Annotated in this window: 7 protein-coding genes and 1 pseudogene; 3 read left to right on the top strand and 5 right to left on the bottom strand. The window is 49.5% G+C overall.

Features of this window, described 5'->3' with window-relative positions:
• Positions 1–185: 185 nt before the first annotated feature.
• The 5 genes and pseudogenes from LHUE1_RS03765 to LHUE1_RS03745 all read right to left on the bottom strand — a co-directional run bounded on the left by LHUE1_RS03765 (position 186) and on the right by LHUE1_RS03745 (position 17,234).
• The gene (locus LHUE1_RS03765; protein WP_277848272.1) at positions 186–7,319 is read right to left on the bottom strand and encodes a DUF1542 domain-containing protein; all 7,134 of its coding nucleotides are present in this window, start codon (positions 7,317–7,319) and stop codon (positions 186–188) included.
• Positions 7,320–7,675: 356 nt separating this feature from the next.
• Positions 7,676–7,954 (bottom strand): annotated as a pseudogene (locus LHUE1_RS03760) (PTS system mannose/fructose/sorbose family transporter subunit IID); the annotation flags it as partial.
• A gap of 122 nt (positions 7,955–8,076) precedes the next feature.
• Positions 8,077–13,698, bottom strand: coding sequence for an LPXTG cell wall anchor domain-containing protein (locus LHUE1_RS03755; RefSeq protein WP_277848271.1), 5,622 nt, complete (start codon positions 13,696–13,698; stop codon positions 8,077–8,079).
• On the bottom strand, positions 13,641–16,250 hold the full coding sequence (locus LHUE1_RS03750; RefSeq protein ID WP_277848270.1) for a lectin-like domain-containing protein: 2,610 nt from the start codon (positions 16,248–16,250) through the stop codon (positions 13,641–13,643). Before LHUE1_RS03750 ends, LHUE1_RS03755 begins: the two co-directional genes overlap by 58 nt.
• Positions 16,251–16,481: 231 nt before the next feature.
• On the bottom strand, positions 16,482–17,234 hold the full coding sequence (locus LHUE1_RS03745) for a MurR/RpiR family transcriptional regulator (protein WP_049173001.1): 753 nt from the start codon (positions 17,232–17,234) through the stop codon (positions 16,482–16,484).
• Between the two features lie 125 nt (positions 17,235–17,359).
• Here LHUE1_RS03745 and pfkB point away from each other — a divergent pair, with 125 nt between their 5' ends.
• From pfkB to LHUE1_RS03730, 3 genes are all read left to right on the top strand, one after another.
• Entirely contained in the window at positions 17,360–18,307 is a 948-nt protein-coding gene (pfkB, locus tag LHUE1_RS03740; protein ID WP_049173002.1) for a 1-phosphofructokinase, read from the top strand.
• Positions 18,308–18,532: 225 nt separating this feature from the next.
• Positions 18,533–19,714 carry an RNA-guided endonuclease InsQ/TnpB family protein gene (locus tag LHUE1_RS03735; RefSeq protein ID WP_213291490.1) on the top strand — a complete coding sequence of 394 codons (1,182 nt, stop codon included), beginning with the start codon at positions 18,533–18,535 and terminating at the stop codon, positions 19,712–19,714.
• A gap of 177 nt (positions 19,715–19,891) precedes the next feature.
• Entirely contained in the window at positions 19,892–21,877 is a 1,986-nt protein-coding gene (locus LHUE1_RS03730; RefSeq protein ID WP_277848269.1) for a fructose-specific PTS transporter subunit EIIC, read from the top strand.
• Positions 21,878–22,400: the final 523 nt, after the last annotated feature.

The raw sequence follows: 22,400 nt of genomic DNA, 5'->3' as shown, positions 1-22,400 counted from the left end.
TAATAGCCAGTACGTGAAGCATCTTTCGTACGTTATCAAATCGCCGTTTGTCGAATGACAGAAGCAGTAACTTGGAATGAAACAAGCCCTCTGGTCGAGCGCCGTTATGGCATTTCGATCAGGGGGCTTGTTGGGTTACTTATGGAGGGCTTTCAGGTGGTTCGATATTACCTTTAGGAATACCTTTAGAAACGTTTGCGTTTTTTGCCCGTTAGCGCAAAGCCGAACATGCTTAGGATGAACGCACCTAGAGCAGCTAAGCCGGTCGCTGGTTTGTCGCCGGTTCGCGGCAATGGGGAGGTTGGCGCTTGCATGGTTGATAGTGGCTGTGTCGGCGTCGGGCGTGGATCAACCGTTATCGGCCCTGGTGTTGGATCGGGGGCTGGGGCTGTGCCTGGTACGTACTGGGCATCGATTTTCTTGATACCCTCAGCAAGTGCGGCATTTAGAGCATCCGCATCAATCGCTTGCGCCAGCGCCTCCTTCGCCAGTGCTGCTTCGCGATCCACGTTGGCTTTTTGCTCGTCCTTCTGTGTATCAGTCAGCAGCGGATCGTTGTCGATTTGCTGTTTGACTTTGGCCACTTCTTTGTCAATTTCGGCGGCTGCTGCCAAGCGCTGGTCTGCCAATGATTTGCCAGGTTGATGCTGGGCATCGATATTGACTTTGCCGGTTGCAAATGCCGTGTTGACGCTATCGGCATCCTGAGCTTGGTCGATTGCCTTTTGGCCGTCTACCAGTGCTTTGTCAACATTTTCTGACTGTTGCTGCTTTTCAGCTGTCGTCAGGGTTGGATCAGCTTGGATTTGCTTTTTGACTTTGGCAGCTTCATCGGCTAGGGATTGTTTCTGGGCGGCCTTTTGATCGTCAAGCGTTTTGCCCGGTTGGTGCGCCTTGTCGATGTTGATCTTGCCGGTAGCAAACGCTTGGTTGGCTTCATCGGCATTGGTGGCGGCATCAATGGCAGCAGTGCCATCTTTGAGCGCCTTGTCGACGTTTTCGGTTTGCTGTTTCTTTTCCGCGGCGGTCAGGGTTGGGTCATTTTGAATGTCCTGCTTAACTTTAGCGGCTTCTTCATTAAGTGACTGCTTCTGCGCGGCTTTTTGTTCATCGATCGTTTTGCCTGGTTGATGAGCGTTGTCGATGTTGATTTTGCCGGTATCAAACGCTTTGTTGATGTCATCAGCGTTCGTCGCTGCATCAATGGCTGCCTTGCCGTCCTTGAGCGCCTGGTCAACATCGGCGGTTTGTTGCTGTTTTTCGGCCGTTGTTAGGGTCGGGTCGTCAAGGATCGCTTGTTTCACTTTGGCAGCTTCCTCATCGAGTGCCTTCTTCCGGGCGGCTTGTTGATCGTTGATAGCGGTGCCTGGCTGATGGGCGCTGTCGATGTTGATCTTGCCAGTGTCAAACGCTTTGTTGATGTCATCGGCGTTCGTCGCCGCATCAATCGCCGCTTCGCCATCTTTGAAGGCTTTATCAACATTTTCTGACTGATGTTGTTTCTCCGCGGTGGTGAGCGTAGGGTCATTTTGGATGTCCTGCTTCACTTTAGCGGCTTCATCGGCCAGTGATTTCTTTTGGGCTTCTTTTTGGCCATCGAGACTCGTGCCCGGTTGATGGGCGTTGTCGATGTTGGTTTTGCCGGTGTCAAACGCCTCGTTGATGTCATCAGCATTGGTAGCGGCGTCGATCGCTGCGTTGCCGTCTTTGAGCGCCTTGTCGACGTTTTCTCTTTGTTGCTGTTTCTCCACGGCAGTCAGCGTCGGATCATTTTGAATGTCCTGCTTCACTTTGGCAGCTTCCTCATCCAGCAGCTTCTTTTGGGCATTCTTCTGATCATCGATAGATTTGCCCGGTTGATGAGCGTTGTCAATGTTGATTTTGCCGATGTCGAACGCTTTGTTGATGTCATCGGCATTGGTAGCGGCGTCAATGGCGGCTTCACCATTTTTGAACGCTTGGTCAACGTTGGCAGTTTGCTGATTCTTTTCCGCCGTGGTTAAGGTTGGATCATCTTGAATCTCTTGTTTAACTTTGGCAGCTTCTTCAGCAAGTGACTTCTTTTGGGCTTCTTTTTGGTCATTGACTGCTGTGCCTGGCTTGTGAGCATTGTCAATGTTGATTTTGCCGGTGTCAAAGGCTTGGTTGACTTCATCGGCGGTGGTGGCTGCATCGATGGCAGCTTCGCCGGCTTTGAGAGCGTCAGCAACATCTTGTATCTGCTTTTGCTTTTCAGCAGTTGTCAAGGTTGGGTCGTTTTGAATTTCCTGGGTCACCTTGGCGGCCTCATCGTTCAACGACTTCTTCTGAAGGGTTTGCTGTTCATCAATCGTTTTGCCTGGTTGATGGGCATTATCGATGTTGATTTTACCCGTGTTGAAGGCGTCATTGACTTCATCGGCGTTTTTAGCGGCATCAATAGCAGCTTCGCCATCTTTGAGCGCTTGGTCAACATTGGCAGTTTGCTGGTTTTTCTCCGCCGTGGTTAGGGTCGGATCGTCTTGGATTTCTTGTTTAACCTTGGCGGCTTCATCGGCCAGTGACTTCTTCTGGGCGGCCTTTTGATCATCGAGATTGGTACCCGGTTGGTGGGCGTTGTCGATGTTCACTTTGCCGGTATCAAAAGCCTGGTTGATTTCGTCAGCATTCTTGGCCGCGTCAATGGCAGCTTCACCATCTTTCAGTGCTTTATCGACATTTTCGCTTTGCTGCTGCTTTTCAGCGGTGGTGAGGGTAGGGTCGTCTTGAATTTCTTTTTTAACCTTGGCAGCTTCATCGGCCAGTGACTTCTTCTGGGCGGCCTTTTGATCATCGATACTTGCGCCTGGTTGATGAGCGTTGTCGATGTTGGTCTTGCCGGTGTCAAAGGCTTGATTGATTTCGTCAGCATTCTTGGCCGCATCAATGGCCGCTTTGCCATCCTTCAGTGCCTTGTCGACATTATCGGTTTGCTGCTGCTTCTCGGCAGTCGTCAAAGTTGGATCATCTTGGATGGCTTGCTTGACTTTGGTTGCTTCATCATCAAGCAGCTTCTTCTGGGCATCCTTTTGATCATCGACAGCCTTGCCAGGTTTGTGGGCTTGGTCAACGTTATTCTTGGCATCCGTGAATGCCTTGTTGATCTCGTCAGCGTTGGTTCCGGCGTCAATCGCGGCTTTGCCCTCCTTGACCGCTTTATCGACCTCGGCAATTTGCTGGTTTTTCTCAGCAGTCGTCAGAGTTGGGTCGTCTTGAATGGCTTGTTTAATCTTGGTAGCTTCGTCATCGAGGGCCTTCTTTTGATTATTCTTTTGGTCATCGAGTGTTTGCCCGGGCTGATGGGCGTTTTCGATGTTTGTCTTGCCATCTGAAAATGCCTGGTTGATGCTGTCGGCATCTTTGGCCGCATCAATCGCGTCTTTAGCATCTTTGAGTGCTTTGTCAACGTTGGTGGTTTGTTGCTGCTTCTCAGCCGTCGTTAAGGTTGGGTCGTCTTGAATAGCTTTCTTGACTGTGGCCGCAATGTCGTCCAGCGCCTTCTTTTGATTGGCCTTTTGGTCATCGACTGAGGTGCTAGGCTGATGAGCGTTGTCGATGTTCGTCTTGCCAGTATTGAAAGCCTGGTTGACTTCATCGGCGTTCGTGGCATTGGTAATGGCCGCTGTCCCGTCTTTCAACGCTTGGTCGACATCGGCAGTTTGTTGCTGCTTCTCGGTGGTTGTCAGCGTTGGGTCGTCTTGAATGGCCTTTTTAACGGCGGCAGCTTCGTCTTCGAGAGCCTTCTTTTGGGCAGCTTTTTGATCATCGAGCGTTTTGCCGGGTTGGTGCGCCGCGTCGATAGTTTGCTTACCATCGGAAAAGGCCTGGTTGATGCTGTCGGCATCTTTGGCGGCGTCAATTGCGTCTTTTGCATCCTTTAACGCCTTGTCGACATTGTCGGTCTGTTGCTGCTTCTCGGCCGTTGTCAGGGTTGGATCATCTTGAATCGCTTTTTTGACTGTCGCTGCTTCGTCTTCAAGTGCTTTCTTTTGAGTAGCTTTTTGGTCATCGAGCGTTTGACCGGGCTGATGTGCCGCGTCAATCTTGGCTTTACCATCAGAAAATGCCTGATTGACGCCATCCGCGTTTGTTGCGGCGTCAATCGCATCTTCGGCATCCTTTAACGCCTTGTCAACGTTCGCTGTCTGCTGTTGTTTTTCGGCAGTCGTTAGCGTTGGGTCATCCTGAATAGCTTTTTTGACTGCAGCAGCTTCGTCCTCGAGTTTCTTCTTTTGATCAACCTTTTGGTCGTCAAGCGAGGTGCCAGGCTTGTGGGCGTTGTCGATGTTGGTTTTGCCAGTGGCCGTGGCGGTGTTGATTTCGTCAGCGGTCGTGGCATTATCAATGGCAGCTTCGGCGTCTTTTAGCGCTTTATCGACGTTATCGGTCTGCTGTTGCTTTTCGGCCGTCGTCAAAGTCGGGTCATTTTGAATGGCCTCTTTGACAGTCGTAGCTTCTTTTGCGAGTGCTTCTTTCTGTGCCTTTTTCTGGTCGTCAATTGAAGTGCCAGGTTGATGGGCATTGTCAATGTTGGTTTTAGCAGTGTCAGCAGCCGTATTGATGTCATCGGCGTTAGTGGCGGCATCAATTGCTTTCTTACCGGCTTCAAGTGCCTTGTCAACTGCGTCAAGTTGCTTGTTCTTTTCATCGGTGGTCAAAGTCGGGTCGCCTTGAATTGCGGTTTTGATTTTGGCCGCTTCATTGTCAAGCTCTGTTTTCTTGGCGTCCTTTTGTTCATTGATGGATTTCCCAGGCTGGTGGATTTTGCCGATATCGGTGATGGCGGTGTCACCAGCCGTATTGATGTCATCCGCGTTGGTAGCGGCGTCGACAGCCTTCTTACCGGCGTCAGCAGCTTTATCAACGGCATCACTTTGCTGTTGCTTTTCAGCCGTCGTTAAGGTTGGGTCGTCTTGAATGGCTTTTTTGGTGTCGGTAGCAGCTTTATCAATAGCCTTTTTCTTGGCGTCTTTTTGGTCGTCGATGGATTTACCCGGCTGATGGGCCTGATTGATCGTGGCAATCGCCGTATTAGCAGCTTTGTTGACGTCATCCGCATTGGTAGCGGCGTCGATAGCCTTTTTACCGTCTGTGACAGCTTTGTCGACCGCATCAGTTTGCAGCTTCTTTTCAGCCGTTGTTAAAGTTGGATCGTCTTGAATGGCTTTCTTGGCAATGGCGGCCGCGTTATCAATCGCCGTCTTCTTGGCGGTTTTTTGGTCATCAAGGGGTGTGCCGGTTTGATAGACCTTATCAATGGCAGCAATTCCGTCATCGCCGGCTGCAATGATGCCGTCAGCGGTGGTCGCGTTATTGACGGCGTTTAAACCGTCTGTCAGTGCTTTATCAACGTTAGCGGTTTGTTGGGTCTTTTCCGCGGTTGTCAGCGTGACATCATCTTGAATCTTTTTCTTAACCGCAGTGGCTTCATTGTTCAGCCGTTGTCTCTGCGCGTTTTTCTGATCCTCGAGCGGTTTTCCGACTTTATGCGCATTGTCGATGTTTGCTTGGCTAACAGTCGCTGCCTGGTTGATCGCATCAGCTGTGGCGGCAGTGTCAATGGCAGCATTGCCATCGGTGAGTGCCTGATCCGCATTAGTGATTTGCGTTTTCTTCTCGGCGGCCGTCAATGTTGGATCTAGGGTAATGTCATTGACAACCTGATCGTGTTTAGCTTTTAACGCCTGCTTTTGGATGGTGCGCTGGTCAGCCAAGGACGGACCCGATTGGTGGGCATTTCTAATATTGGCTAAACCAGTATCCGCAGCGGCGTTGATCGTGTCAGCTGTTGTGGCATTGTCGATGGCGGATTTGGCATCGGTTAAGGCTTTATCAACGGCGTCTGACTGGGTTTTCTTTTCGGCTGAGGTTAGGGTGGCGTCGTCTTGAATGGCTTGCTTAATCGTGGCTGCCTCAGTATCTAGTGCTGCCTTTTTTGCGGTTCTTTGTGCGTCAAGAGTAGCACCTGGCTTATGGGCGGCATCAATCGCAGCTTTTCCATTCGAAAATGCTAAGTCAACATTATCCGCATCAGTAGCAGCATCAACTTTTGTGTTGGCGTTGCTTAGCGCTGTATCAGCATTAGTGATTTGCTGAGTCTTTTCCGCAGCGGTCAGGGTTGGATCACTGTTGATGTCTTTTACGATTTTGTCGTGCTCAGCCTGCAATTTGGCCTTTCTATCCGCTTTTCGATCTGCTAGCGGTTGGCCGGGCGTGTGTACCGCGATAATTTTTGGCTTATTGGTATCAAAGGCGTTAATCGCGTCAGGCGTCGTGGCTGCGGCGTCGATCGCGTCTTGCCCTGTTTTGAGAGCGACATCAATTTTGTCTGTTTGACTCTTACGATCGTCAGTTGTTAACGTTGGATCAGCGTTAACTGCTGCTTTTTGAGTGTTTGCTTCAGTAAGCAATCTGTTTTTAAGATCGGCTTGAACTGCTTTTAGTCCTGGGGTGTATGTGAACTTTAGAAAATCGAACAAATGCTGGTTAGTGACGCCACCAGTTGAGCCAGTGAGAAACATGGCTAATTGTTCGTTTTTAATATACGGGCCTGCATCGAAAGTAATTCCCACGGTGCCATACTTCACGGTCATCTGTTTAGTTTGGCCATCATAGGTGATCACCAGGTCTACATGTTGTCCATTTGGCGCGGGGATGTTGTTGTAGAACACTCCTTTTGCACCTTTGACTCCCACGACCTGTGTTGGATTGTCACCTGGACCCGTATGAACCACTCGCATTTGAGGGTAGTCACCTGGGTCCAAATCTGCTGCAGCATATTTGTCGCCACCGCCGTTGTAATATTCGTCGAATTTAACCCCAAACGCTCTCGGCAATCCGCCAATACCGAACGCATTACCTGGTTGACCGATATCACCAGGATTGGCATCGGCAAAGCCAAAAGCAACGCCATCGCCACCGCTAGCGTTTTTGCCAAGATAAAGCCGACCCGTAAGCGTGAAACTTTGCGTCATATCGATTTTTGTTTTTAAGGCAACGTTTCCCGCTTGTCCTTGGGCATCAGCGGTAAGCTGAACCTGATAACCTTGTTGCCCGGCTGGATAGGGAATTGCTGGCTGTTTACCCGCTCCTGTAGATCCACCTAATTTGAAATAATTTAAGAAGTCATTAGGATCAACCGTGGCGGTGACGTCAGTCGGGCTGGCATCCGCATAGACCGGTACGGCCTCAAAAATCTGTGGAATGGTGATAACCCCAACCGTTCCGAGCGACACTGAAATGAGGGCGGCAACCCAAAACTTGCCGCTCTTGTAGCTTTTATAGTGTACTTTTCTTTCCATTTTTCTTCTCCTTGTTTAAAGCGAGGGACAATGTTCATCTATTCACTTTCTCACAAGAAGAGTATCATGTTTCGTTCTTTTGGGTAAAGTAATTTGCATCATAAACGATCTAAAATAGTACTATACAGAAACACATTGGTATCTTTGGTTAATCAAAGCTACAATTGTTAATAATGTAGCAGCCTAATTATTTTAAAAGCTCATCATATTATTAGTTAACTATAAAAACAAGAGTGTTCATTGTTAGGAAAATTGACATTGACACATAAAAAACGATTCTACGCATTTTGGCTAATCGTGCAAAATGCGTAGAATCGTTTTTATAAATTGATGATTTCCGGCTAATATTCGAGAATTTAAGACTTTCCAATAATCCCAAAAGCACCTAAAACAATGCCGAGAATCAACACCAGAACAATGAGGCGTGTTGAATTCATCTTTTTCTTGCCAAGCAGCCAGTAACTTAAAGCAACCAACGCCACCGGAACCAGCGACGGCATGATTTGATTGAGTACCGTCTGTGCCTTCAGAACGACTTTGCCGGTTTTGAAAACAAGCGGTACGTTGGCGGAGACGACGGTGGGGATCAAGGCCCCGACAACGGTGACACCAAGAAGGATCACGGCAGCTGCTATGAATAGGAGGAATATTGCAAACAAACAAGCCCTCAATTGTGAGCTGTTGCCAGTTCCGATTGAAGGCTTGTTTTCATTGGTGAAAATGCTGACCAACTTTATGCTGTCACAATGGTTTGATCTCACGTACGTTTGCGCTTTTTGCCGGAGGTTGTCAGTCCAGCAATGCCTAAAATTAGCGTACCTAAAACCGCTAGCCCATGGGACTTGTTGTCACCAGTCTGTGGTAAAGAAGCGGCTTGGTTTGCTGGTTTAGCGAGGTTAACGACTTCTGGTGTTTCCTGGACAGGGAGCTGTTCAGGTTTCGGAATATTAGGCGTGTTGCCAGTGTCTATCTTGGTTTCATGGTGCACGGGGCTTTTGGTGATGTCCTTTTCCTGGTCTGGCTGTTCGCGAATTGTTTGGGATTCTTCTGTATCCTTTTGTACCACTGCTAACAACGGATCGTATTCGAGTTGCTCCTGTTCATCTTCGGTCTCAATATCAGTTATTTCTATAACTTCGCGTTGTTTATCAGCTAAGACCTTGTCTGATGACTGCTGATTAGTGAGCGTGATTTTGGCAGAAGCTTGGGGTTCACGGTCCAGAACCTTACTGCCTGTGATCCGTTCAGTGACTTGATCGTGTTCGGACTGTGTTACCTTTTCTTCATCAGCTTTTTCAAGGGTTGATGATGCGTTCGGTTGATGCGGCTGATCCGGTGTTGCTTCACTGACGGCTAGTGCTTTGTTGATGGCATCGGCTGTCGGTGTTGCGTCGAGAGCAGCTTCAGCTTGTTGGACCGTTTGATCAACAGTACTAGACTGTTCGGACTTCTCTGTGACCATTTGCGCAGTGTTATCGGCAATGGCTTGATTGTCTGTGGCGATCGTTGCCACATCAGGCGTCGGTTGTTGGGCCTTTTGATCAGCGATCGGCGTGCCGGCTTGGTGGACATTGTTAATAGCGATGATGCCGTTAGTGGCTGCAATTTTGATCGTGTCGGCGGAGGTAGCCTTGTCGATCGCATTTGCAGCAAGTTTTGCTGTCTCGCCAACAGCCGTAATTTGTTGCGTTTTATCTGCAGCCGTGAGCGTTGGATCGCTTTGGATGGTTTGTTCAGCGTTATTCGCGGCAGTTGCTACTGCTTGTTTTTGGTGCGTCTTTTGGATTTCCAACGACTGGCCAACCCGGTGCACACTGTTAATGCCGATTTTACCGATCGCAAAAGCGGCGTTGAGGGCGTCGGCTTTCTTTGCCGCATTGATGGCCGCCACCGCTGTTTGATTAACCTTATGAACGTCGTCGGCTTGTGCTTTTTTCTCCTTTGCGGTTAAGGTGACGTCGGTTTGAATGGTCTGAACGGCTTTAGCAGTCACATCGTCTAGCTCTCGCTTACGTTGTACTTTTTGATCGGTAATAGAGAGGCCGGCTTGATAGGCGTTGGTGCAGTTAGTCATACCGGCAGTGGTTGCAGTGTGCACGGCATCAGCTGTAGCAGCAGTAGTGAGAATGGCTTGGATGGTGTGATCAATATTGTCAACGGCCGCGGTTTGTTGCCGCTTGTCCACTATCGTTAACGTGGGGTCGTTTTTGATGCTTCGCTTGGTGCGGTCCACCTTTGAAACCAGCAATCGCTTCATGGCCGTTTTCTGATCGGCGAGCGGGGTGCCAGTCTGGTAACTATTGGTGATCAGAACCTTGCCGGCATCAAACGCTGCATTGATGGTATCTGCCGATGTGGCCATATCGATGTTGGCAAGAGCAGTTGCTTCTGCTTTGACGATAGCCGTGAGTTGCTGTTGTTTCTCCGGTGTGGTTAGCGTCGGATCAGCCTGGATAGTCTTTTTGACTTTAGCAGATACGGAGCTAATGGCCTTCTTTTGAGCGGCTTTTTGGTCAGCAAGGGATGGCCCGTTTTGATGGGCGTTGGCTGCGGCAGTTGTTCCGGTTGTAGCGGCAGTGTTGATTGCATCAGCGGTGGCAGCAGCCTTAATAGCGGCCTGAGTTGTTTTTTCAATCTGGTTGACCGCAGTTATTTGCTGGCGTTTTTCCGCAGCGGTGAGGGTTGCGTCTACCTGAATGGCTTGTTTGACAGTTGTAGCTTTATCAGCGATTGCCTGGATCTGGGTGATTTGCTGCTGATCAATCGCGGTGCCGGCTTGATGAGTATTGTTGATGGCGATGCGGCCGGCAACGGTTGCTGCATTGATCGCATCGGCAGTTTTAGCAGCCAGGATGGCGGTTTGCGCCGTTTTCTGAGCATTGGTGACTGCGGTGGCTTGCTGCTGTTTTTCGGCAGTTGTCAAAGTAGGATCTGCTTGAATGGCCTGCGCAGTTTTGGCGGCTGCCTGAGCCAGCGCTTGAATTTGCGCGGCTTGTTGATCGGCGATGGCGGTGCCAGGTTGATGAGTCTTGGCGATGGCCATTTTGCCAGCAGCAAATGCGGTATTGATGTCATCAGCAGTTTTGGCCGCCTCAACGGTCGTTTTGGCCGTTTCTCCGGCTTTGGCAGCGGCATTGGCTTGCTGGCTTTTCTCGGTAGCCGTTAAGGTTGGGTCGCTTTGAATGGTTTGGGTAACTTTAAGAACCTCACTGGCTAGTGAGTGCTTGCGGGTGGTTTTCTGGTCAGCGATAGGTTTGCCGGCTTGATGTGCTTGGTGAATGGCTGTCTTGCCAGTGGTAAACGCGGCGTTAATGTCATCAGCGGTTTTGGCAGCATCAATGGCGACTTGGGCAGTTTTATTGGCCGTGGTAACTGCAGCGAATTGCCGGTTCTTTTCAGTAGCCGTTAACGTGGCATCATGCTGAATGGCTTGATGGGTGGTGGATGCTTCCTGGTCAAGCGTTTGTTTCTGGGTAGCCTGCTGCGCGGCGATCGGACTGCCGGGTTGATGAACCTTGGCGACGGTGACTTGGCCTGCGACGAGCGCTGCCTTGATGTCATCAGCAGATTTTGCTGCGTCAATGACAGTTGCCGTTGCTTGTGCTGCCTTGGCTGCGGCGTCGGCTTGTTGTTGCTTTTGGGAAGTCGTTAATGTGGCGTCGCCTTGGATCGCTTGGATGATTTTAGCGGTTACGTTATCTAACGCCTGCTTTTGCGCTGTTTTCTGATCAGCCATAGCTTTGCCCGGGTGATACGTCTTTTTAATGGCAGCTTGGCCAGCGTTAAATGCGGCACTGATTGCGTCAGCTGTTTTGGCAGCATCGAGCGTTGTTGCGGCCGTTTGACCTGCGTTATCAGTTGCGTCGGCTTGCTGCTGCTTTTCGGCAGTAGTCAAGGTCGCGTCGTGCTGAATAGCTTGCTTGATCTTGGCGAGTTCCTGATTCAGTGCCTGCTTTTTGGCTGCTTGCTGAACGGCAATTGCGGCGCCGGGGTGGTGAGTGGTGGCCAAGTTGGCTTTGCCAGCGTCAAACGCGGCGTTTATGGCGTCAGCTGACTTGGCATTGTTAATGGCGGTAGCAGCTGCTTTTTTGGCTTCCTTTGCATGATTGACTTGTTGCTGTTTTTCGGCCGTTGTTAAGGTCGAATCAGCTTGAATGGCTTGCTTAACCTTGGCGAGCTCATTGGCCAGTGCCTGTTTTTGGGCATCTTTTTGAGCAGTTAAAGGTGTGCCGAGTTGGTGGACTTTTTCAATATCGACTTTGCCGGCATCAAACGCTGCATTGATAGCATCTGCGGTCTTAGCGTTATCGATTGCATCGCTAACCGTTTTGGAGGTACGGGCAACCTTATCGAGTTGGTGCTGCTTTTCAGCGGATGTCAAAGTCACGTCACCTTGGATGGTTTGCTTGGCTTGGGTAACGGCGTTCTTAAGCTGCTTCTTTTTGTTGTCTTTTTGGGTATTCAAAGGGAGACCGACTTGATACGCTGCCGCAATGTTGGTTTTACCGGTAACGGAAGCAGCGTTGATCTGGTCGGCGGTGGTAGCAGCATCGATATTGTTCAGCCCAGTCGTTAAGGCTTTGGCGACTGCGTCAAGTTGGGTAGACTTTTCGGCAGTGGTCAAAGTAGGGGTATCTTTGATGGCTTGTTCAACTTGCTTGGCGTGGGCAGTGAGCTGGGCCTTTTGCGCCGCCTTCTGATCATCGATTGCCACTCCGGATTGATGGGCTTTGTCGATGTTGTCTTGACTGACGGTGGCGGCTTGCTGAATCGCATCAGCGGTCACCGCCGCATCAATGGCTTGTTTACCAGTTAAAAGAGCCTGATCAACAAGCGCAGTCTGAGTTTTCTTTTCCGTGGCCGGCAATGTTGGGTCATGGATGATGCGATCGATCACGGCAGCTTGTTTGGCTTGTAGGGCCTGTTTTTGGCGGGCTTGCTGAGCGGCAATGGCAGCTCCGGATTGGTGGGCGTTGGTGATGTTGGCCTGACCCGCCGCTGCAGCTGTGTTGATGGCGTCAGCGCTAGTTGCTGCGTCAATGTTGGCTTCGCCAGTAGCTAGGGCAGCGTCGAGGCTAGTAAGTTGTTGTTGCTTTTGCGCCGTGGTCAAGGTCGGATCACCTTGAAGGCTTTGTTTGGTCTTATCGGCTGCATCGGCCAACACTTTCTTTTGCGCGACTTTTTGATCAGCCAGCGGTGTGCCTGATTGATGAGTTGAAGTGATCTTTTTGAGCCCGTTATCAGCCGCTTGGTTAATGGCATCTGCATCGGCAGCAGCATCAATTGCTGCTTTGGCCTCCGTTAGCATCTGATCAGCTTGGCTTATTTGCCGCTTCATTTCTTTGTTCGTTAACGTGAGATCTTTGTTGATAACATCAGTGATTTCAGCGTGTTTGGAAGTCAACGCCTGCTTCTGCGCAGCTTTTTGATCGGCGATGGCGATGCCGAGTTGGTGCGCGTTGCTGATAGACGTTTTGCCAGCGGCCACGGCCTTGTTGATGGCATCAGCTGTTTTCGCTGTATCAACCGCAGTTTCACTATCAGCCAAGGCGGTGTCAACGTTGGCGACTTGCTGGGCCTTTTGCGTGGTTGTCAACGTTGGATCGCCTTGAATGGCTTGCTTAATATTGGCGGCATCATTTGCCAAGGCCTTTTTTTGCGCGGCTTTTTGGTCGGTTAACGGAACGCCGGGTTGATATGCGGCGGCAATTTTTTTGAGGCCGTCTGCGGTTGCTTGGTTGATTGCGTCCGCACTCGCCGCGGCATCAACGATTGCACTGGCATCGGTCAATGCTTGATCGGCGATACTGATTTGGTGATTTGTTTCGGTCATGGTTAACGCGAGGTCTTTGTTGCTGACCTCGGCGATCCGATCGCGTTCAGCTTTAAGTGCTTGTTTCTGCGCAACTTTTTGGTCAGCTAATGGCGTTCCCGGGTGATAAGTCGCAGCAATTGCTTTTAAACCATCTTCGGCGGCTTGGTTAATGGTATCTGCATCGGCAGCCGTATCGATAGCCGCCGTGGCATCAGAAAAAGCCTTATCAGCTTGGCTAATCTGGTGCTTCTGGGCCTCACTTGTCAGTGTCAGATCCTGATTAATGACATCAGTGATTTTATCGTGCTTGGCTTGCAACGCCTTTTTCTGCGCTGCTTTTTGATCGGCAACGGCGACCCCGGATTGCGGGATCTTGTTGATCTTGTCTTTGGCGGCTGCCGCAGCTTTGTTGATCTTGTCGGCATTGCCAACAGCGTCAATGCTCGCTTCGCCATCTGTCAAAGCGGTATCAACGCTCGCAAGTTGCGTTTGCTTTTCTGCGGTTGTCAAAGTCGGATCGGCTTGAATCGTTTGCTTAGCGTTGGCGGCTTCGGTTGCCAGCATTTTTTCTGTGCGGCTCTTTGATCAGCTAACGGGATGCCGGGTTGGTAGGCGGCCGTGATTTTTTGTATGCCATCATCGGCTGCTTGCACGATGCCATCCGCATCATTGGCAGCATCAATGGCCGTTTCGGCAGCTGCTAATGCCTGATCGGCCGTATCCGTTTGGCGAGTGGTTTCGGCCATCGTTAACGTCAAGTCTTTAAAGCTGATGTCCGCAATCTTATCGCGCTCGGTTTTCAATGCCTGTTTCTGAGCAGTTTTTTGATCGGCGAGGTCGGTTCCGCGTTGATGAACATTTAAAATGGCAGACGCACTAGTTGCTTCGGCTTTGTTGATTTTATCAGCAGTAATGGCTGCATCAATGGCAGCTTCGCCATCTTTTAACACTGTATCAACGCTAGCAAGTTGGGTCTTCTTTTCAGCAGTTGTCAAAGTTCGATCACTTTGAATGAATTGCTTAGCTTTGTCAGCCGTATTTGCCAAGGCTTGTTTTTTTGCAGCTTTTTGGTCAGCTAAGGGAACCCCCGGTTGATAGGCAGCGGCGATTTGCTTCAAACCACTTGCGGTCGCTTTGTTGATCGCATCTGCGCTTGCTGCTGCATCAACGGCCGCACTGGCATCGGCTAGCGCCTGATCGGCAACGCTGGTTTGTTGCTTCGTTTCGGCAAGCGTGAGCGAATAATCCTTATAACTCACGTCCGCAATTCGGTCGCGTTCGGCTTTCAACGCTTTTTTCTGTGTCGCTTTTTGGTCAGCTAAAGAAGCTCCCGGTTGATAAGCGTCGGTAATCTTTTGTAGCCCGTCTGTTGCCGCTTGATTGACGACGCCTGCCTCGGCTGCTGCATCAATGGCTGCATTAGCCGCTGATAGTGCCTTGTCGGCTTGGGCAATTTGATCGTTCGTTTCTTGCATTGTTAGTGTCAGATCTTTGGTGCTAGTGTCGGCAATTTCGTCGCGCTTGGTTTTCAATGCTTGCTTCTTTGCGGCTTTTTGGTCAGCTAAGGGTACGCCGGATTGATGCACTTGATTGACGCTGATTTTACCAGCTGCAAGAGCCTTGTTGATTTTATCAGCAGTATTGGCTGCATCAATGGCGGTTTCCCCATCTGTCACGGCATTGTCAACGAGGCCGAATTGCTTTTTCCTCTGTGCAGTTGTCAAAGTCGGGTCTTTTTGAATGGTTTGCTTAGCACTGGTTGCTGCATTGGCGAGTGCGTTCTTTTGGGCGGCTTTTTGGTCAGCTAAAGGCACGCCTGGTTGATAGGCCGCAGCAATCTTTTTCAAGCCGTTTTCGGCAGCCTGACTAATGCCGTTTGCATCACTGGCCGCATCAACCGCCGCCGTTGCATCTGCCAAGGCCTGATCAGCAGCGAGCGTTTGTTGCTTCGTTTCAGCCATCGTTAACGCATAATCTTTATAACTTACATCGGCAATCTGATCGCGTTTGGCTTTTAACGCCTGCTTTTGTGTCGCCTTTTGATCGGCCAGTGGCGGACCGGATTTGTGAATGTCGTCAATTTTGGCCTTTGCCGTATCGAAAGCCGCAATGGCATCACCGGTTTTAGTCGCCTGGTCAATCGCGGATTTTCCGTTCTGAAGCGCCTGATCAATCGCATCGCACAATTGCTGGCGTTGCGCATTCGTCAATGTGGGATCTTGATTAATAGCGTTTTTAGGTGCGGTGATCGTGGGGGGCAGATTGTTTTTTAAGTTTTCTTTCACCGTGTCTAATCCCGGGGTAAAGCTAAACGATTCAAAGTCGAACACATGTTGATTCATTTTGCCGCCAGTTGATCCGGAGATGAACATCGACAGTTGATCGTTTTTGATATAGGGTGCTGCATTGAATTTAATCGTCGCACCGCTTCCAGTGACGGTCATGATCCGGTTGTCACCATCGTAATTGACGATCAACTCGGAGTATTGGCCGTTTGCACCCTGAATTTTGGCGTGACTCACGCCTTCGCCACCGTCAACGCCAGCTACTATGTTACCCTTTGCGTCGTCCGTGTAGATAACGTTCATTTGGTTGGCGCGATAAACATCTGGCAAAGCTCCCTCTGTCCGAACGCCGTTATAATACACATCGAATTTAACCCCAAAAGCGTTTTTTAGCCCACCTAAGCCAAAAGCATTTCCGGCATCACCAAGGACACCGGGTTTCGTATCGGCGAATCCAAAAGCAACCCCATCAGCACCGTCCGGGTCATCACCCAGATACAACCGGCCCTTGAGTGTGAAGCTTTGGCTCATATCAATCTTGGTGTTTAAGGCAACGCTCCCGGTGCGATCGGGCAAATTAGGCGTGAGTTGTACTTGCGTCTTTGAATCTTTGGGATAAAAAGAGGCTGAACCGCTGAGTTTAAAATACTGGGAAAACTCATTAGGTCCAACCTTAATTGAAACATCTGTTATTGAAGTTGCGTAAACGGGAACGGCTTCGCAAAGCTGTGGAACGGCTAAGCTGCCGATGATGCCAAACGAGACTGAGATCAGTGCGGTTATCCAGAACTTACCGCTTTTGTAGCGTTTGTAATGTACTTTCGAGTCCAACTTTTCTCTCCTGAATGGTATTAGGTCTGACACATTTTCGCGTTACAACCTGATTTAGCAACTAGCATAGCATATATTACCAATTGAACAAGACAATTTTTGCAATTGGTTGAGACTTGTTGATTAACAAACTTATGTTATTTAAAAATAGCTGCATGTCTGGTATAAAAAGTAGCTCGACTGAATTTTTAGTATGTTGAATGTTCAGTCTTTAAAAACGACAGAACGTGATCAACGCGCCTGCTTCCGCTTCCGCACCACATAACTATCCAGTAAAATCCGACTCATCACTTGCAATGGCAAACGCGAAGCCACTTCATATTTGTCAAAATAGGCGGCCTTTGATTTATAGCCCACAAATAATTCATCAGCGTATTGGACAATGGGCGCTTCGGCGTTGGTCGTCAAAATGATTTGCGGGATGTCGCGTGCTGCCAGCGTTTTGGCGGCGGCGACGAGTTCAGGCGTTTCACCGTTCAAGGTAATCGTGAGGGCGACTGCTTTTGGACTGATCTGTCCGGCAATGGTTTGAATAATGTTGGGATCACTGAAAAATTCGGCATACTTGCCAAGCAGCTGAAGTTTTAGCGTGATCTCAGAAGCGATCGATTCTGACAAGCCGCGGGCGAGTACCAGGACGATCTCGGCTTTGGCGAGCAATTGCACGGAATCTTCAATGACGGAAACTTTTAAATTGTCGAGGGTGTTGTGAACTTCGATTTGATTTTGCATGATCACTTTTTTAATCTGGTCATCCACTTGATCAAGAATCCCAAAAGGTTCAGCATCCCCAATGCGTTTCAACAAGTCATGCCGAAATTCGGTATAGCCGTTGAAGCCTTTTTTCTTCATCGTTCTGACAATGGTGGCAGGCGACACATTGGCTGCGGCGCTTAACTGTGTGATCGAGGCGTTGACGACTGTCTGCTGGTGGTTTTCGATGTAATCCCAAAGATACGCTTCTGTTGGACTGAGTGTAGCCATAAACAACCTCCTGAAAAACATTTTCGATCAGGTGACAAAATCGCTGAAAGCAGAAAACTCTTTTCAAATGAAAGCGGTTAACATAGAGATAAGCAAAAACGAATGACATGAAGGAGCGGTTAATTTTGATTTATACCCTGACGTTAAATCCGGCCATTGATCTTTTTATTAAAACCCAGACAATGGCTCCCAATACGGTGAATCGGACAGATAGCTATGATATTCAGGCGAATGGGAAAGGCGTCAATGTCAGCTGTATCTTGAAGCGGCGCGGTGTGGATAATGTCGCGCTTGGCGTGGGCGGCGGCTTTACGTTGGATTATATTGCCGACTTTTTGACGCAGCAGGGCATTCGCAATCATTTTTATAGAGATGCCGGGTTTACCCGGATTAATGTGTTTACGCGGGTCGTGAGTGACAATACGGAATACAAGCTGGTTAATCCCGGTCCAGAAATTAGCTCGGCAACATTAAAACAATTATATCAACAACTGACTACGCTGGGTGCCGAAGATTGGCTTTGCGTTTCGGGTAGTTTTGCGCGGGGCATTGAGCCAAGTTTTTTGCTGAAGCTGGGTGCCTTGAGTCAGAAGCGAGGTTTTCAGTTGATCATCGATAGTGCTTATCCTGAAGCCGTCAAAGCTTTGGCGTATCGGCCACTGTTAGTGAAGCCAAATGATGCGGAATTGATGAGTTGGTTTGATCAATCCGGCGCGGCTGATCTGTCAACCATGGTAGCTTTGGGGCATCGGGCACTGGATGCCGGAGCGCAGAATATTCTGGTTTCACTGGGCGCTGAGGGAGCTTTGTTCATGAATCATGAAGTTACGCTGGTCGGTAATGCGCCTAAAATTGACGTGCTCAACACGGCAGGCGCTGGTGACACCATGCTCGGCACCTTTTTAGCCGGGTTGTATCAAAAGCAGGATTTGGCCGCTACTTTGAAATTAGCGATTGCGGCTGGCAGCGACACGGCCCGGCGCGCGTGGATTACGGATTTTACCCAGACAGATGAATTACTGACGCAAATTGAGATCAAGCAACTGGAGGATGTTAACAACACTCAAATATGACGAACAATATGGATTAAAGCGGTACAACATGGACAGAATAATTAAGTGGAAGCTGTCCATGTGTTCAAACCCAAGCTAATCTGCGAAATGTATTGACAAGAGCCTGAATCGGTAATGTATGATGGTTCTTACCGAAGTTCCGCTAGCTAGCATTAGTTTGAACGCTTACTCTGAGCTTCCTCTCAAGTGGCGTTTAACCAGCTAATTGAGAGGAGGTGACAACTTTTGATTAAAACGCATAAGATTAAACTCTATCCCAACGCAACCATGCAGTGTGAACTGGAGCGGTTGTTTAACTATCGCCGGTTTTGCTGGAATCAAGCTCTTGAAACTTGGAATGCCATGTACGACGCATCTTTGGTGATGGCGGATAAAACGTTACGGCCTAATGAACGCAAAGTACGGGACGAGCTGGTTTGGAACAAAACCGACTGGCAGTACGAACAATCAGCCCGAGTTTTGCAGCTCACGGTAAATGATTTAAGCAAAGCGTGGAAAAACTACTTCAATCCGAAGATGCCAGATCATGATAAGCCCAACTGGAAATCTAAGAAACGATCCCGCAAAACTTTTAAGACGGATCGGGCGCAACTTGTGACTGGCAAGTTACGTTTAGATAAACCTCATGGTGCTGGTGCTTGGTATGACATCAAACTAGCCGAACAACCCCGCTGGCAAGGAGAACTGAAACAAGTTGGCGTCGTTCAAGATGCCGATGGCTACTATGCCTCCTTTTCAATTGAGATTCAGACTTCCGTTGAAAAGCGGCCGGTTCTAACGGCTACTGGGGTTGACGCCAACATCGGCAAGTTTGACTATCAAACGTCGAATGGCTATGCCACCCAACCCACCTTGCCTGATCGTTTGCCAGTGCTTTATGCCCGCATTGCTCATTATCAGCGCCAATTAGCCCGCAAACGGAAAGTAAGTCCCAAGCATTTTAACTCCAAGGCTTATCGCACAACGAGAACCAAGTTGAAGCGTCAATACCAACGAGTTGAACGGATTCAAACGGATTTACTGCAAAAGTTTACGACGAAGCTTATCACTGATTATGACCTAATTGGGATTGAGGATCTGGATAATCACCATATGCGCATGAATAAACGTCTCGCCAAGAACCTGCATCGATCATTGTTTGGTAAGTTCAAGGTGATCATGCAGTACAAGGCTGGCTGGTATGGAAATACGTTGGTGCTGGCGGATCGTTTTTACCCTAGTACTCAACGCTGTTCCCGCTGTGGTTATGTGAAAACGGCTGATGAACGGGTCACGCTAAGCGGCAACTTGAAACATCGGACGGGTCATGATGATTATCATTGTTACCAGTGTGGCGTCAGGTTGCGACGAGACGAAAATGCGGTTGAGAATCTAATTGCTTATGCGAAATCGAAGGTTACGGGGTAGGCTATACTCTTAAAGTTCAGGAGGCGGTCAATGTCATGATGAATTATTTCAGAGTGGGAATACCGTTGTTGACGGGACTAAATGAAATGTAGGATGTCAATCAAGAAAGGAAATATATAAAACCTTTATTGGTGTCAAAGAGACATTCTTCCACGTTTTATATAGCAGGGTTAGATAATGGCAAAATATGATTTGATTGCGGCAACCGGCTGTGCGACCGGCATCGCGCATACTTATATGGCGCAAGAAGCGTTGGAACAGGCCGCCAAAAAGATGGGCTTAACGATCAAGGTGGAAACACATGGGCAGACCGGTGTGGACGATCCGTTGACCCAGGATGAAATCTCCGGAGCCAAAGGGGTGGTCATCGCTTCGGACATTGATGTGGATGCCGATCGCTTTGCCGGCAAGCCGTTGGTGAATGTTCCGGTAGCAGCCGGTATTCGCGAGCCGGACAAACTCATCAAGGAAGCTTTGAGCGACAGCACGCCGGTTTACATGCCAAAAGGTGGGACAGCCAAGGCTGGCACCAATGAAAACGTTGAAACCAGCACTGCCGGCATTGGCAATAAGATTTATACCAGCTTAATGAACGGGGTTTCGCATATGCTGCCGCTGGTGGTTGCCGGCGGGGTGTTGATCGCTGTTTCATTTTTCTGGGGGATTTACTCGGCTGACCCGAAGAATGCCGAATACAACCAATTCGCGGCCATGCTCAATGCGGTCGGCAGTGCAGCGATGGGTTTGATGGTGCCGGTCTTAGCGGCATACATCGGTGAAGCCGTGGCGAAGCGATCCGGCTTAATTGTGGGCATGGCAGTCGGGATGATCGCCTACAACGGCGGCAACGGGTCAGGATTCCTAGGCGCAATTGTCGGTGGCTACATGGCCGGACTGGTTATTCTAATGTTACAAAAAGTGTTTGCCTTTATGCCTGACAAGGAATTTCGTGGCTTAAAAGCGATTTTCCTTTATCCGGTATTAGGGGTCTTCATCGCCGGTTCGATTATGTATCTGATCAACACGCCCATGAAGGCGATGAATCTCGGCTTGATGGCGTGGTTAAAAGGACTTGAAAGTTCCAGCCCGATTATTTTAGGCGTCGTGGTCGGTGTCATGTGTGCTGCCGACTTTGGCGGTCCGATTAACAAAGCTGCGTATCTGACAGGTACTGCATTACTCGCACAAGGTAATTACTTTTTCATGGCCGGTGTGTCAGCCGCCTGCATCGCGCCGCCGCTGGCAACCACGATTTCGGTTTTGTTGAATCCTAAAGCCTATAATCGAGACGAGCGCAGTGCCGGTTACGTCAATGCTTTGCTAGGGTCGACGCATATTACCGAAGGCGCGATTCCGTTCGCAGCCAAAAATCCACTGATGAACATTCCTGCCTTTATGGTCGGCTCAGCGATTGCGGCAGTGTTGACGTACATGTCACGCATTCAAGTGCCGGCACCCCATGGCGGGTTCATCGTTTTGCCACTGGTGAACAAACCGTTTCTCTGGGTCGCATGGATTCTGGTTGGCGCCGCTGCATCAGGTGTTCTTTTGGCCATGATTGCCGGGCGCTCTGCTAGAAAACGCGGCGTGAAAACCGGTGTTGTTGAAGCGGCTTTAGCAGCAGAAGGCACTGCAGATGATGCGACAGCGGCACCGGTGAAGGTTGACCCGGCACGCAACCAGCCGGCACCGGTCGATGATCAGGCTGACCAGACTTTTGACCCGAGTGACATTTTGAGTAAGGAAAATATCGAAGTTGACGTACCTGCGAAAACGCGTGACGATGTTTTACACTATTTGGCGGACATGGCGGTTAAGAATGGCCTTGCTACGGATGCCGATGCCATTTTCAAAAAGTATGTTGCGCGGGAAGAGGAAGGTTCGACTGGGATGGAAAAAGGCATCGCCATTCCGCATGCACAGGATGCCACGATTAAGCAGTCGGCAATGCTGGTGTTGCATTTGGCACAGCCGGTTGATTGGAAGACTTTTGATGGTAAACCGGTGACAGCCGTGATTTCGTTTTTGATTCCGGAGCATGATAGCGGTAGTCATTTGAAGTATTTGTCGAATACGGCGAAGTTGCTGACGCATGAGGACTTTGTCAAGGCGTTTCAGGCGGCGCGGACGCCGGATGCTTTGTATGCGTTGTTTAAGCGGTAGGGTGTTTGTTGGTGGAGAAGTCTCCCGATGTTGCGGGAGACTTTTTTGCGTTGGAGGATGTTCTATCTGAGGCAAATGTGAGGGGCGGGCTTTCGTTTTCTATAACGCGTTCGCCAGCCCAGAAACCTGCACATAAGGACCTCGAGCCTGAATGGCCAAAGCCCAGCCATTCAGGCTCGAGGCCACTTATGCTCCGGTTTCTAACCGGGCTGGCTCACGCTCACACAAAAAAAGCAGACCGCTGGGTGGGCGGTCTGCTGGGGGTGTCTGATCGTTTGGGGGACGATCGACGATTTCTACTTTGGAGGAGTAAAAATGAAAAAGTTGGGTTGGGGTTTGTAGGAATGAGTGGGTGGCTCATTTCTATGTTTCTTATACTACCGACAGTGTGTGAATGAAATGTGAAGGCAAATGCAATATTCTATTATATCTTTGTGGTGATTGTGTTCGCATTTGAATTTGCCCCTTGCGTTGACGGGCTGGTTAGTTCGGCAACAAGTTAATTAACGGAACAAACGTTATT

Source organism: Lacticaseibacillus huelsenbergensis, assembly GCF_029726355.1.
Classification (GTDB): Bacteria; Bacillota; Bacilli; order Lactobacillales; family Lactobacillaceae; genus Lacticaseibacillus; species Lacticaseibacillus casei.
Note: the sequence above shows the minus strand (reverse complement) of the source record. Positions and strands in the feature narration are given on the sequence as shown.